At 69.1% G+C, this 13,185-nt stretch carries 13 protein-coding genes; 3 read left to right on the forward strand and 10 right to left on the reverse strand.

The annotated features are described in order from the left end of the window. Entirely contained in the window at positions 1-1,437 is a 1,437-nt protein-coding gene (locus tag ACRC20_RS16505) for a DNA polymerase IV (RefSeq protein WP_438687481.1), read from the reverse strand. Between the two features lie 71 nt (positions 1,438-1,508). On the opposite strand from ACRC20_RS16505, the gene ACRC20_RS16510 reads away from it, so the two are divergent. Beyond that, on the forward strand, positions 1,509-2,600 hold the full coding sequence (locus tag ACRC20_RS16510) for a DNA cytosine methyltransferase (protein ID WP_438687482.1): 1,092 nt from the start codon (positions 1,509-1,511) through the stop codon (positions 2,598-2,600). A 55-nt stretch (positions 2,601-2,655) separates the two neighbouring features. Continuing rightward, positions 2,656-3,093 carry a nitroreductase family deazaflavin-dependent oxidoreductase gene (locus ACRC20_RS16515; RefSeq protein ID WP_438687483.1) on the forward strand — a complete coding sequence of 146 codons (438 nt, stop codon included), beginning with the start codon at positions 2,656-2,658 and terminating at the stop codon, positions 3,091-3,093. On the opposite strand, the gene ileS is transcribed toward ACRC20_RS16515, so the two are convergent. The 8 genes from ileS to ftsZ form a co-directional block, all read right to left on the reverse strand. Next, the gene (gene ileS / locus ACRC20_RS16520) at positions 3,090-6,230 is read right to left on the reverse strand and encodes an isoleucine--tRNA ligase (protein WP_438687541.1); all 3,141 of its coding nucleotides are present in this window, start codon (positions 6,228-6,230) and stop codon (positions 3,090-3,092) included. The genes ACRC20_RS16515 and ileS overlap by 4 nt on opposite strands. A gap of 240 nt (positions 6,231-6,470) precedes the next feature. Then, positions 6,471-7,241, reverse strand: coding sequence for a DivIVA-like cell division protein Wag31 (wag31, locus tag ACRC20_RS16525; RefSeq protein WP_438687484.1), 771 nt, complete (start codon positions 7,239-7,241; stop codon positions 6,471-6,473). A gap of 135 nt (positions 7,242-7,376) precedes the next feature. After that, on the reverse strand, positions 7,377-7,787 hold the full coding sequence (locus ACRC20_RS16530; protein ID WP_438687485.1) for a DivIVA domain-containing protein: 411 nt from the start codon (positions 7,785-7,787) through the stop codon (positions 7,377-7,379). Between the two features lie 49 nt (positions 7,788-7,836). Continuing rightward, positions 7,837-8,115, reverse strand: a complete 279-nt coding sequence (locus ACRC20_RS16535) for a YggT family protein (RefSeq protein WP_438687486.1) — start codon at positions 8,113-8,115, stop codon at positions 7,837-7,839. A 12-nt stretch (positions 8,116-8,127) separates the two neighbouring features. Beyond that, positions 8,128-8,706 carry a cell division protein SepF gene (locus tag ACRC20_RS16540; protein WP_438687487.1) on the reverse strand — a complete coding sequence of 193 codons (579 nt, stop codon included), beginning with the start codon at positions 8,704-8,706 and terminating at the stop codon, positions 8,128-8,130. Between the two features lie 26 nt (positions 8,707-8,732). Continuing rightward, complete coding sequence (locus tag ACRC20_RS16545) at positions 8,733-9,422, reverse strand: YggS family pyridoxal phosphate-dependent enzyme (protein WP_438687488.1); 690 nt, start codon at positions 9,420-9,422, stop codon at positions 8,733-8,735. Continuing rightward, positions 9,406-10,080, reverse strand: coding sequence for a peptidoglycan editing factor PgeF (gene pgeF / locus ACRC20_RS16550; RefSeq protein ID WP_438687489.1), 675 nt, complete (start codon positions 10,078-10,080; stop codon positions 9,406-9,408). Before pgeF ends, ACRC20_RS16545 begins: the two co-directional genes overlap by 17 nt. Before the next feature lie 152 nt (positions 10,081-10,232). After that, positions 10,233-11,396: a cell division protein FtsZ gene (gene ftsZ / locus ACRC20_RS16555; RefSeq protein ID WP_438687490.1), complete on the reverse strand. Its 1,164-nt coding sequence runs from the start codon at positions 11,394-11,396 to the stop codon at positions 10,233-10,235. 269 nt (positions 11,397-11,665) lie between these two features. Here ftsZ and ACRC20_RS16560 point away from each other — a divergent pair, with 269 nt between their 5' ends. Beyond that, positions 11,666-12,613, forward strand: a complete 948-nt coding sequence (locus ACRC20_RS16560) for a DMT family transporter (protein WP_438687491.1) — start codon at positions 11,666-11,668, stop codon at positions 12,611-12,613. A gap of 3 nt (positions 12,614-12,616) precedes the next feature. On the opposite strand, the gene ACRC20_RS16565 is transcribed toward ACRC20_RS16560, so the two are convergent. Further along, positions 12,617-13,117 (reverse strand): YybH family protein, encoded by a 501-nt coding sequence (locus ACRC20_RS16565; RefSeq protein WP_438687492.1) that lies wholly within the window; start codon positions 13,115-13,117, stop codon positions 12,617-12,619. Positions 13,118-13,185 lie beyond the last annotated feature (68 nt).

Genomic DNA, 13,185 nt, shown 5'->3' on the forward strand with positions numbered 1-13,185 from the left:
TTAACCCGGCTCGCCGACGCTGTCCGGCAACACTAGCCCGCCGAGACTGCCCATTGGATCTGCGGGCAACAACACGGGGTCGCCCACCGGGAAGGACTTCACCGGCCCCGGCCTGGTCGTCGCGGTCTCGAAGCGAACGGTGGCCACGCCCACCCCGACCCCCTGCACCCAGCCATGGCCGAGTTCGGGGTGGAACACGTCCTGCCCCGGCCGAGGCCCTGGCGCCGCGACGAGCGCTCCGGCAGGCGCGTCCTCGCCCGCGTCCCAGGACTCCTCCTCCGGTCCGCCCTCCCCGTGCTCGCCAGAAAAACCGTGCTCGCCAGAAAAACCGTGCTCGCCAGAAAAACCGTGCTCGCTAGAAAAGAAGAGCGCCAGCTGCTCCTCCTCGGTCAGGCTCCCGAACCCGACGCCGAGCAGCCGGATCGAGCCGATGCCCGAGGGATCGGGCGACAGCGAGAGCGCCATGCCGACCAGCGCCTGCTTGTCGAGGGTGCCCTGCGGCAGGGTCGCGGAGCGGGTCATCGTGCGCCAATCGCCGGTGCGGATCTTCACCGTCACCCGCCGCGCCGCCTTGCCCGAGGCCACGAGCCTCGTGATCGCCCGCTCGGCGAGCAACTGCACCTCGCGGCGCACCGCCGACTCGGCAACGAGGTCCGTCTCGTACGTCGTCTCCACGCTGATCTGTTTGGCCGGAGCCCGCGGGGCGACGTGGCGGTGGTCGATCCCCTGGGAGAGCTGCCACAGGCCGTGCCCGATGGTCCAGGTCAGCTCGGCCCGCTCGAACACCGCCCTGGCCGAGTCCATCGAGAGCTCGGCCAGCTCGCCGATCCGGGTGACGCCCTGCTCGGCGAGTTTGCCGCGCAGCACCCGCCCGACGCCCCACAGCTTGCCGACCGGCAGCTCGGCGAGAAACGCGCGCTCCTCCCCTGCGGCGACCACAAGTTGGCCTGCGGGCTTCGCGAGGCCGGACGCGATTTTCGCGAGCTGTTTGCCCGATCCTGCCCCGACAGACAAGGTCAGGCCCGTCTGCTCGAGCACAGCCGCCCGCAACGCCGCGCAGAACTCGACGACGTCGGCCTGCGCCGCCCCGGCCAGCGACTCCGGCTCGCCGAACGCCTCGTCGAAGGAGAGCTGCTCCACGACCGGCAAGAATCGTTCCACCGCCGCGAACACCGCCTCGGAGAACTGCCGGTACAGGCCGAACCTCGGCGGCAAGACCACCGCCCGCGCGCCGATCAGACGCTTCGCCTCGCCCATCGGCATCGCCGAGCGGGCGCCGAACTCCCTCGCCTCGTAGCTCGCGCCCGCGACGACCCCTCGGGTCCCGACCCCGCCGACGAGCACCGGCCTGCCGCGCAGCGTCGGGCGGGTCAACTGCTCGACCGAGGTGAAGAACGCGTCGAGGTCGACGTGCAGCACCCACCGCGCTCGACTCATACGACGAGGATAAATGCGAGGTCTGACATCTTTTGCGCGCATCGGGGACCGCGCCCCGCTACACTGCGAATATGCCCTCGTTGATCGACCTTTTCGCCGGTTGCGGGGGGATGACCAGCGGCTTCGCGGCCGAAGGGTTCACGTCGAGGCTCGCGGTCGAGTTCGACCTGCACGCGGCGGCGACCTACGCCGCCAACTTCGGCGAGGACCACGTCCTTTGGCGCGACATCGCGGACGTGCGCGACGACGAGATCCCCGTTGCCGACGTCGTGATCGGCGGGCCGCCCTGCCAGGGGTTCTCCAATCTCGGCTCGAAAGACGCCCGAGACCCCCGCAACCAGCTCTGGCGGGAGTACCTGCGGGTGGTGCGCGCCGCCAAACCGAGCGTCTTCGTCATCGAGAACGTCGACCAGTTCCTGCGCTCGGCCGAGTTCGAGTCGCTGCGCGCCGAGGCGGACAACGGATCGCTGCGCGGGTACGAGCTGTCCTACGGCGTGCTCAACGCCGCCGACTTCGGCGTCGCCCAACGGCGCAAACGGACGATCGTCATCGGATCGAGGGTCGGACGCGTCGCCCTGCCCGAGCCGACGCACGCCCGCGTGCCCGGCCCGAAGGCGGCGCTGCCCTGGGCGGGAGTCCGGTCCAGGATCGGCGCCGCCCCGGAGCGCCCCGCCACGACGGCGCTGCCGGACTCGGCCGCGCAGTTCTTCGGCCAGGCCGTGCCCGGAGTGTTCAAGGGGCTGGACGTCCATGTCGGACGCACGCCGACCCCGCTCTCCCTCGAGCGCTACGACCATGTGCCGCCGGGCGGCGGACGGTTCGACCTGCCGGAGCGCCTGCTGCCCCGCTGCTGGCGCGAGAAGGCGACGGGCACGACGGACGTCATGGGCCGGATGCGCTGGGAGGAGCCATCGCACACGATCCGGACGGAGTTCTTCAAACCGGAGAAGGGCGCGTACCTGCATCCGCAATGGGACGCGGACGGGACGCACCGGGTGAACCGCCCCATCACGCATTTCGAGGCGGCCCTGTTGCAGGACTTCCCGCAGGACTATCTCTGGTGCGGCACGAAGACCACCGTCGCCAAGCAGATCGGCAACGCCGTGCCCGTCGGCCTCGCACGGGCGATCGCGGCGCATGTCCGCGAGTTCGCTTTCGCATGACCGCTGCCCTGTACTGTGGGGGCCGAACCGCCGAAAGCGCCAGGAAGGGCCCCTCATGAGCGACGACACCAGCGATCTGCGACAAGAGCGATCGTTCAACGAGCAGAACATCACCGAATTCCGGGCCAACGGCGGGAAAGTCGGCGGAGCGTTCGAGGGATTCCCGCTCCTGCTGCTGATCAGCGTCGGGGCCAAAACCGGGGCGGAGCGGACCAACCCGGTCGCGTACTTCGACATCGACGGCAAGATCTATGTCGTCGGCTCGGCCGCGGGGCGCGACGCGAATCCGGCCTGGGTCGCCAACCTCCGCGCGAACCCGCAGGTCCGCGTCGAGATCGGCGCAGAACCGCAGACCGGGGCCGTCGCCGTGGAACTCCCGCGCGAGGAGCGCGACCGGATCTACGAGACCGTCGTGCAGCGCGCGCCGGGCTTCGCCGAGTACCAGACGAAGACCGACCGGCTCATCCCCGTCTTCGAGCTCCAGCGCGGCTAAATTTTCGTCATCTCCGAGTGCACCCGCTCGCCTGACTTCACGTCGAACGCCACGGCGAGGATCTCCCTCGCGATCCAGTCCTGGTGCCGCAGCGCCCACGCGTGCGCGTCCTCGGGCGCGGTGAAGACCACCTCGACCCGGTCGGAGACGTCCAAGCCCAATTCTTTGCGCTGGTTCTGCAGCTCGCGGATGCGGTCGGCGGCCCAGCCTCGGGATTCGAGGGACTCGTCCAACTCGGTGTCGAGCACCACGAGCCCCTGGGCCTGTCCTTCGCCGATGGCTTGGGTCCGGTCCGGGGCGACGGGCACGAGGGTCCGGGTGAACTCGCCGGGCAACAGCTCGACGCCGCCCGCGACGACGTTCTCGCCCTCGGCGCGCCAGTCTCCGGCCTTGACCGACTTGATCGCCTGCTGGACCGCGCCGCCGAGCCTTGGGCCCGCCGCGCGCGCGTTGACCACGACCTCCCATCGGCCGGAGTCGGCGATATCCGACAGCAGCACGACCTCGTCGACGTTCACTTCGGCCTTCACCAGGTCGGCGTAGGGCTCAAGAGCCCCGGCGCCCGGCCCTGCGACGGTGAGCGAGTTGAGCGGCAGGCGCACCCGGAGGCCGGTGGCTTTGCGGAGCGAGAGGCCCGCCGCGCAGACTTCGCGGGCCCGCTCCATCGCGGCGACGAGGCCCGGGTCGTGCGGCAGGCTCTCGGCGGTCGGCCAGTCGGCAAGATGCACCGAGCGCTCTCCGGTGAGGCCCTTCCAGATCACCTCGCTGACCAGCGGCAAGAGCGGAGCAGCAAGACGGCAGACGGTCTCCAGCACGGTGTGCAGGGTGTCGATCGCGTCCTGGTCCTCCGCCCAGAAGCGCTCCCGAGAGCGGCGCACGTACCAGTTCGTGAGCACCTCGCAGAAGTCGCGCAGCTGCTCGCAGGCGTCCGCGACGTCCAAGCCTTCGAGCTCCTCGGTCATCGCCTCGACGGTCTGGCGCAGCCTGGCGAGGATGTAGCGGTCCAGGACGTGCGGCGAGTCGGCGCGCCACACGCCGGGGCGCAGCGCGTACAGCCGAAGGAAGCTGTAGGTGTTCCACAGCGGCAGGAGCGCCTGGCGCACGCCGTCGCGGATGCCCTGCTCGGTGACCACGAGGTTGCCGCCGCGCAGGATCGGCGAGGCCATGAGGTACCAGCGCATGGCGTCGGCCCCGTCGCGGTCGAAGACCTCTTGGATGTCCGGGTAGTTGCCCTTGGACTTGCTCATCTTCTGGCCGTCGTCGCCGAGGATGATGCCGTGGGCGATGCCGCTCTTGAACGCGGGCGAGTCGAACAGGGCCGTCGAGAGCACGTGCAGGCTGTAGAACCAGCCCCTGGTCTGGCCGTTGTACTCGACGAGGAAGTCCGCCGGGAAATGCGACGCGAACCAGTCCTGGCTCTCGAACGGGTAATGCGCCTGGGCGTACGGCATCGAGCCGGACTCGAACCAGCAGTCCAGCACCTCGGGCACCCTGCGCATTGTCGACTTGCCCGTCGGGTCGTCCGGGTTCGGGCGGGTCAGCCCGTCGATCATCGGGCGGTGCAGGTCGGTCGGACGCACCCCGAAGTCGCGCTCCAGCTCGTCGAGCGAGCCGTACACGTCCGTCCTCGGGTAGGCCGGGTCGTCGGAGACCCACACCGGCACCGGGGAGCCCCAGTAGCGGTTGCGGCTGATGTTCCAGTCCCTCGCGCCTTCGAGCCATTTGCCGAACTGGCCGTCCCGGATGTGCTCCGGGTACCAGGCGATCGACTTGTTCAGCTCGACCATCCGGTCGCGGAACTCGGAGACCTTGACGTACCAGGCGTCCACCGCCATGTAGATGAGCGGCTTCCCCGAGCGCCACGAGTGCGGATAGGAGTGCTCGATCGTCTCGTGCCGCAGCAGGAGGCCCGCCGCCTTGAGGTCCTTGATGATGACCGGGTTCGCGTCGAAGACCTGCAAGCCCTCGTACGTCGGGACCGCCGAGGTGAACTTCCCGCCGGGGTCGAGCGGTTGGACCACGTCGAGGCCGTTCGCCTTCGCGAGCTCGAAGTCCTCCTCGCCGAACGCGGGCGCGAGGTGCACCGCGCCCGTTCCGGAGTCGTCCGTGGCGTAGTCCGCGCCGAGCACGCGGAACGCGTTCGGATGGTCCGCGAAGAAGTCGAACGGCGGCGTGTACTGCGATCCCACCAGTTCGGAGCCCGCATGCGTGGACAGCGTCTCGGGCTCGTCGCCGAGCTCGCGCGCGTAGCTCGCGACCCTCGCCTCGGCGAGCACGTACCGTTCGCCGTCCCGGCCGCGCACCTGCGCGTAGCGCAGCTTCGGGTTGACGGCGACGGCGAGGTTCGACGGCAATGTCCACGGCGTGGTGGTCCAGATCAAGAGCCGCGCGCCCGCGAGGGGGCCGTCGGCCAACGGCATCGCCACCGTGACCGCCGGGTCCTGGCGCATCCGGTACGAGTCGTCGAGCCGGGCCTCCAGCGCGGAGAGCGGCGTCTGCTCGTACCAGCTGTACGGCCCGACGCGGTAGCCCTTGTACACCAGCCCCTTGTCGTGGAGCTGCTTGAACGCCCACATCACCGACTCCATGTAGGTGAGGTCGAGCGTGCGGTAGTCCTGCTCGAAGTCCACCCAGCGGGCTTGGCGGCGCACATAGCGGCGCCACTCGTGGGAGTACTTGAACACCGAGCTGCGGCAGAAGTCGTTGAACTTGTCGAGCCCCATCGCCTCGATCTGGCTCTTGTCGGTGATGCCGAGCTGCTTCTCCGCCTCCATCTCGGCGGGCAGCCCGTGGCAGTCCCAGCCGAACCTGCGGTCCACCCGTTTGCCCCGCATCGTCTGGAACCGAGGGATCAAGTCTTTGACGTACCCGGTGAGCAGGTGTCCGTAATGCGGCAGGCCGTTGGCGAACGGCGGCCCCTCGTAGAACACGTACTCGGGGGCGCCTTCGCGCTGCGCCATCGCCGCCGCGAAGGTGCCGTCCTGGTCCCAGAAATCGAGAACCGACTGTTCGAACGCGGGGAAATTCGCGCTGCTCGCCCCGTTCGCCACATCCGCCCTCGGGTACGCGGGCGCCCGCTCGTCCCCCGCCAGCTGTTGGGGCTGCGCGCCCTGCGCCGACGATTCTGTCTCTGCCATTGCTTCATTATCCTTTTGGGCGCCAGGGGATTTTTGGCCGAGGGACTCCTCAGGCCGAGGCCGCCGCGACCGGACGAGCTGCACGGCCTCCACCGCCAACGCCAGAACTCCGAGCGCGCTGAAGAGCACGACCGCCCCGGCCCACCAGACGCTTTTCGTCCTCGCCGCCATCCCCAGCGCGATGAACGCCAGCAGGGCAAGCGGCGCGACCGCGAAGAGCAGCTTGTTCAACTGCCCCTACTACTGGGACGGCTGCTGCGGCTGCTGCGCGGGGTCTTCCTCGCCCTCGGAGCCCGAGCTGCGCGAGCCGAGGTCGCCCAGCATGGACTCCAAGTGGCCGCGCAGCCTGCCCCGGTAGTCCTTCTCGAAGGTCCGCAGCTCTTCGACGCGGCCCTCCAGGTGCGCTTTGGTCTGGCTGATCTGCCCGATCTTCTCCGCGTGCGTCCGCTCGGCCTCCGCCCGGAGGTTCTCGGCGTGCTCGTGCGCCTGCTGCAGCTTCGAATCGGCCTGCGCCTGCGCGTCCGTGAGCAAAGCCTCGTGCTTCGAGCGGCCCTCGCTCAGGATGCTCTCGGCGGTCGCGCTCGCCTGGGAGACCAGCTGCTCGTGCTTCTCGTTCGCCTCGGACAGCAGGCGCTCGCGCTCGGCCTTGGCCTCCGAGAGCAGACGGTCGCGCTCGGCCTTGGCCTCGGCGAGGATCTGGTCGGCGGTCTCCTGCGCGCGCACCAAGACGCGGCCCGCCTGGTTCGCGAGGTCCTCGGAGGAGGTCTCGCCGACGGCGGGCGCGCCGACGAAGCCCGACACCGGGGCCCCGTTCTGCGACTGGAAGGACTCGACCTGCGTCTCAAGCTCGGTGACCCGAGTCTTGAGGGCGGTGTTCTCCTCGACGTTCGCCGCGAGGGTCACCTCGACGAGGTCGAGGAAGGTGTCGACCTCCTCCTCGCTGTAACCGCGCTGCGGGAACGCGGGACGGGTGAAAGCCACATTGTGCACATCGGCTGGTGTCAGCTGCATCGGAACGCCGGTCCTCGAATCTTGCTCAGGTTATCAACTGCCAGGTGGCAGATATCTTGTCACATCAGTGGCAAGCTGCACAGGGCAGCATAGCCGTATTGCCATTCCGTGTCACTTTTGTGACGCCCCGAACCGCTATTCGCCTGCGACGAAGATCGCCACGGCCGGGCGGAGCGAGCCCGCCTCGCCGCCTTGCGCCGTCTGCGCCGTGAATTCGCCGAGCAGGCGGTCCGACTCGCCCTGTGCCTGCGCGAGCAGCTGCTGCACCACCTGGCGCGGCAGCAACAGCAGCGCCACCGGGCCTCCCCCCGGCTCTGCGGTCGGGAACGCGGCCGCAGACGCGGGCTTCTCGCCCGGCTCCGCCTTCTGCTGCGCCTCGAGCTCGGCGACCCGCGCTTCGAGCTTCGTGATGTCGTCCCGGTACAACCGCACCGACTCCTCCAGGAGGTCGACGAAGACGTCCACGTCCTCGGGGTTGTAGCCCTTGAAGCCCTCCGGCGGGGCCCCGAAGGCTATGTTGTGCACGTCCTCGGGGGTCAACCGCATGTCCGCATTCCTTTTCTTCTCTCAGCGCCGTTCATCCGGGCATTGCCCTTCACGACACCACCCGTAAGGCGATAAGCACCACAAACATCAACACCATCAGCGAAATATCCAGCCGGACCGCCCCGATCGTCGTGTCCGGGATGATCCTGCGGAACAACCGCACCGGAGGATCGGTCACCATGAACACCAGCTCCAAGACGACCACCAACACCCCTCGGGGCCGCCAATCGGGCGAGAAGCTCTGCACCAGCTCCACGACGCTGCGGACGAGAAGCAAGAACCAGAACGCAGCTAGCAGCGTTCGGACGACCACCAGCACCAAATCCATGGCACCAACCTATCAGCGGTGGTTGTAGAACCCCGCCTCAGCGATCCGCCTGCGCTCCTCCGGGCTCACGTCCACATCCGCCGGGGACAGCAGGAACACCTTGGTCGCGACCTTGTCGAAAGAGCCGCGCAGCGCGAACGCGAGGCCTGCGGCGAAGTCGACGAGCCGCTTGGCGTCGGCGTTGTCCATCTGCACCAAGTCCATGATCACCGGCGAGCCGTCGCGGAACCGCTCCCCGATCGTGCGGGCCTCGCTGTAGTCTTTCGGGCGCAGCGTCGTGATCTTCGAGAGCGCCCCCGCCTCCTCGTAGCCTGCGGGGCGGCGGTAATCCACGTCATAACGATCGTGGCCGCGACGGGCGGTCAGCGTGCCGACGACGGCGCGGGAGGCGCCCCGGCCGGGGATCGGCGGCTCGTACTCGCCCGCCTGCGGGAGGTGCCCCCACTCGTACCCCGTCTCGTAGTCGGCGTATTCCTCGCGGTAACGACGAGTCCTCGCACCCGGCTGGCGGTCGTCCTCCAGATACTCGTCCTCGTACGCGTCAGCCGGCATCATGCCGAAGTAGGCCTTAACCTTTTGGAGCGCGCTCATACCTTGCCTTCCGATTGGAATACTTGCTAGGGCGAGGGTATCGGGCGCTGGCCCAAAATTGCGGTACCGACACGCACACATGACGATCCGGCAGCTATCGCCGCCTCGAAGTCGCCCGACATCCCCGCCGACAACATCGTCGCCGAGGGATGGGCCGCCTTGAGCTCGTCGTGCAGCCGCGCCAGCCTCGCGTACGCCTGCGCCGGGTCCGCCGCGACCGGCGGAATCGCCATCAGCCCCCGAAGACGCAGATTCTCCGTCGCCGCGATTTGCCCGGCGAGGCCGAGGACGTGCTCGGGGAGCGCGCCGCTCCTGAGCTCGTCGCCGTCCAGGCTCACCTGCACGAGGACGTCGAGCGGTTGGCCCGCCTTCTCGAACGCGGCGACCAGCCGAGGACCGTCCACGGACTGCACCACCTGCGCCCACGAGGCGATGCTCCTCGCCTTGTTGCGCTGGATCTGGCCGATCATGTGCCAGCGCGCCTCGCGGACGGACTCCCCAAGCTCGGCGGCCTTCGACTTCGCCTCCTGGTCGCGGGATTCGCCGAATTCGCGGCAGCCCAGCTCGTAGAGCAGCGCGACATCGCTCGCCGGGAAGAACTTCGTGACTACCAGGAGCGTCACCTCCGAGGGGTCGCGGCCCGCCCTCGCGCAGGCGCCTGCCACCTGCTCGCGCACCTGCGCGAGACGCTCGGCGAGCTCAGCCCTGCGGCTCATCCGACATCCAGATCAACGTGGCGAAGCGCCAGGGATCCCCCCGGCGGTGGCTGAAGTGCGCGGCCTCGCCGATCGTGCACACGCCGCTCGACTCCACTTTTTCGACGCCGAGCCCCCGGAGCTGGCGGGCCAGCCCGGCGCGCAGATCGAGGCCCGGAGTGCCCCGCTCGGTGACGCACGCGCTGCCCGGCAGGTCCGCCTCGACTTCCTCCCGCATCTGCGCAGGGACTTCGTAATGGGCGCCGCTCGCGCACGGGCCGAGGAAGGCCTCGATCCGGGACGGCTCCGCCCCCAGCCCGACCATCTTCGCCACCAGCTCGCGGACGACGCCGTCCTGCGCGCCGCGCCTGCCCGCGTGGGCGGCCCCGACGACGCCCGCGCGCTCGTCGTGCGCGACCACGGGGACGCAGTCCGCCGTGAGGATCGACAGAACGACGCCGGGAAGGTTTGTCACCACGCCGTCCGTCTCGGGAACGACGAGCGGGCCGTCCGACTCGGGCCACAGCGCGTCGACCACGGCGACATCGGCGCTATGGACCTGCTTGAGCCACACAAAGCGCTCGGCGGGCACGCCGATCCGTTTCGCGCAGAGCTCCCGGTTGGCCGAGTCGCGCATATCCCCGTCGACGGCAGTCGTGGCGAGGGTGCGGATCAGCATGGGTCCAGCCTAGTAGAGGCGACCCGCATTCCCGGGGATTCATGCGTGGATGAGATCCAAGGCGCAGCGGGTCGACGCGTGTTGGGGAGGCGGAGCACACACGAGACCCGCTGCAACGCAGGAGATCGCCGCGCAGGCCCCGGGAATGGAGGCTAGCGGCGCATGAAGGGGGGCACATCCACGTCGTCCTCGCCCTCGTCCGTCACCACGCGGTGCCCGTTGGACGCGCTGACCGCCGCGGGCGCGAGCACCTCTTCGGCAGCAGGGGCGAAGTCGTCGCCGAAGACGTTCGACGGTTTCGGCTGTTGCTTCTGCTGCTGCTGCGCGTTCGGGCGGAAGCGCGAGGAGTCGACGGTCCGGGCCTTCGGGGAGCCCCCGTCGAACCCTGCCGCGATGACCGTGACCCTGACCTCGTCGCCGAGCGAGTCGTCGATCACCGTGCCGAAGATGATGTTCGCGTCGACGTGCGCGGCCTCTTGGACGAGCGAGGCCGCCTCGTTGATCTCGAACAGCCCCACGTCGGAGCCGCCCGCGATGGAGATGAGCACGCCGTGCGCGCCCTCCATGGAAGCCTCGAGCAGCGGCGAGTTGATCGCGAGCTCGGCCGCCTTGAGCGCCCGGCCCTCGCCCCGCGCCGAGCCGATGCCCATCAGCGCGCTGCCCGCCCCGGACATCACGCCGCGCACATCGGCGAAGTCCACGTTGATCAGACCGGGGGTGGTGATCAGGTCGGTGATGCCCTGGACGCCGTTGAGCAGCACTTCGTCCGCGCTGCGGAACGCGTCCATGAGGCTCACGCCCATGTCGCCGATCTGCAGCAGGCGGTCGTTCGGGATGACGACGAGGGTGTCGCAGGACTCGCGCAGGGCCGCGATGCCGTTCTCGGCCTGCGTGCCGCGCCGCTTGCCCTCGAAGGAGAACGGGCGGGTCACGACGCCGACGGTGAGCGCGCCCAGCTTCCGGGCGAGGCTCGCGACGACCGGAGCGGCCCCGGTGCCGGTGCCGCCGCCCTCGCCCGCGGTCACGAACACCATGTCGGCTCCGCGCAGGAGCTCTTCGATCTCTTCTTTCGCGTCTTCCGCGGCACGACGGCCCATCTCGGGGTCCGCGCCTGCGCCGAGGCCCCGGGTGGACTCGCGGCCGATGTCGAGCTTCACATCGGCGTCGCTCATCAACAGCGCTTGCGCGTCCGTGTTGATCGCGATGAACTCCACTCCCTTGAGCCCTTGCTCGATCATCCGGTTCACGGCGTTGACCCCGCCGCCGCCGATGCCGACGACCTTCAGCACGGCGAGGTAATTGTGCTGCGATGTCATGAGCTCTCCATTTTCGTGTGCGTTCTGTTTGTGAAACATCAAGTCCGAGTACTGCTGACGCTAAGCGCCGCCCTCGGCAATTACGCTCAGGCGCGCCGTCATGTCTCGCTTTTATCACTGCCCGGCATGGCATTTTCGCAACATGAGCCACAGAAGTGAACATGCGAATCACGACCGCCTCGGCGCCCTGTCCGAAAAGCGCCCTGTCCGACGAACGCCCTGTCCGAAAAGCGCGCGACAGTGTCGGCCCGTCTTCGTAGAGTGTCAGCATGACCGAATGCGCGACACGAGGGCCCGACTGCGAATCGCCCGAGGCTGTGGCGGAGCCTGCCGGACGGACGGACCTCCGCGTCGTGTCGGCGGTGGCCGTCTCCGTCGTCTTCTGGGCTTCCGCCTTCGTGGCCATCCGAGGCGGCGCGAAATGGTTCGACCCCGGGGCCCTGGCCTTCGGACGGCTCGCGACAGGCGCGCTGGTGCTCGTGGCGATCTGGCTCCTGCGCCGCGAAGGACTGCCGCCGAGGGCGGCCTGGCCGGGGATCGTCGGCAGCGGCCTGCTGTGGTTCGCCCTGTACATGGTGGTGCTGAACTGGGGCGAGCGACTGGTGGACGCGGGCACGGCAGCCATGTTGGTGAACGTCGGCCCGGTGCTGACGGTGCTGCTCGGCGGATGGCTCCTGCGGGAAGGCTTCCCGCCGAGGCTCCTCGCCGGGCTCGCCGTCGCGTTCCTCGGCGCGGTCGTGGTCGGGCTCGCTTCGCGGGGGAGCTCCCCCGGCTCCACCTCCTGGCTCGGCGTGGGGCTGTGCCTGGTCGCCGCGTTGTGCTACGCGCTCGGGATCGTGCTGCAAAAACCTGCGCTCCGGCACGCGTCGTCGCTGCAGACCATGACCTTCAGCTGCCTCATCGGCGCGCTGGCCTGCGCGCCGTTCGCCGGGCGGCTGTGGTCCCAGGCCGCCGCCGCCCCGCCCGCCGCGAGCGGCTATTTCGTCTACCTCGGCGTGTTCCCCACCGCGCTCGGCTATTTGACCTGGGGGTACGCGCTCGCCCGGATGCCAGCGGGCAGGCTCGGCATCACCACGTACGCCGTCCCCGCCATCGTGGTCCTCATGAGCTGGGCCATCCTCGGCGAAGTCCCCGGAATCGTCGCGATCCTCGGCGGGGCGCTGTGCCTCGCGGGAGTCGCCGTCGCCAGGTCGAAGCCGAAGGCCGGTCCGGCCTGAGGCTCACCGCGCGACAGCCGCCTGGTACGCCGACAACGCCGCCGGGTCGTCGATGCTGCCGTGGTGGTGCAGCTGGCGCCAAAAACCGGTCTCCGACGAGGCCCCGCTTGGGGCCTCCACGACGAAATACCGCGATGTCCGAATAGCCAGCGGCGTTCGCGAGCCGGTCGCGAGGTCGATGTACTCGCCGATCTCGCGGCCCGCGAACACCGCGTGCCGCTCGTCGGAGTACTCCACGATGTCGGTCAACTCGACTTGGAGCCGGATGCTGCCCTCGAACACCCTGCGATAGAGGTCGACGATCTGCTCGCCCCCTCTGAGCAAGCCGCCGAGCGGATTATTGAGCTGGGCGAGCGGGTCCGGGGCCCATACTTTGGCGAGCACGTCGAGGTCCTGGTTGTTCAGGGCGAAATAAAACGACTCCAGCGCCGCGTAACGCCCCGGCTCGTCGATCCGGTTCCACGCGTCCGGCCCGAACGTCTGCTCCAACAACTGCGCCGCCATCGCACAAAGCCTCCTGCCGCAAGGTCGCCTCCTGTCGCAAGGCCCTCATGCCTCAGAGGAACACCGGC

The sequence above is a fragment of the Segniliparus sp. genome (assembly GCF_051660745.1).
GTDB lineage: Bacteria > Actinomycetota > Actinomycetes > Mycobacteriales > Mycobacteriaceae > Segniliparus.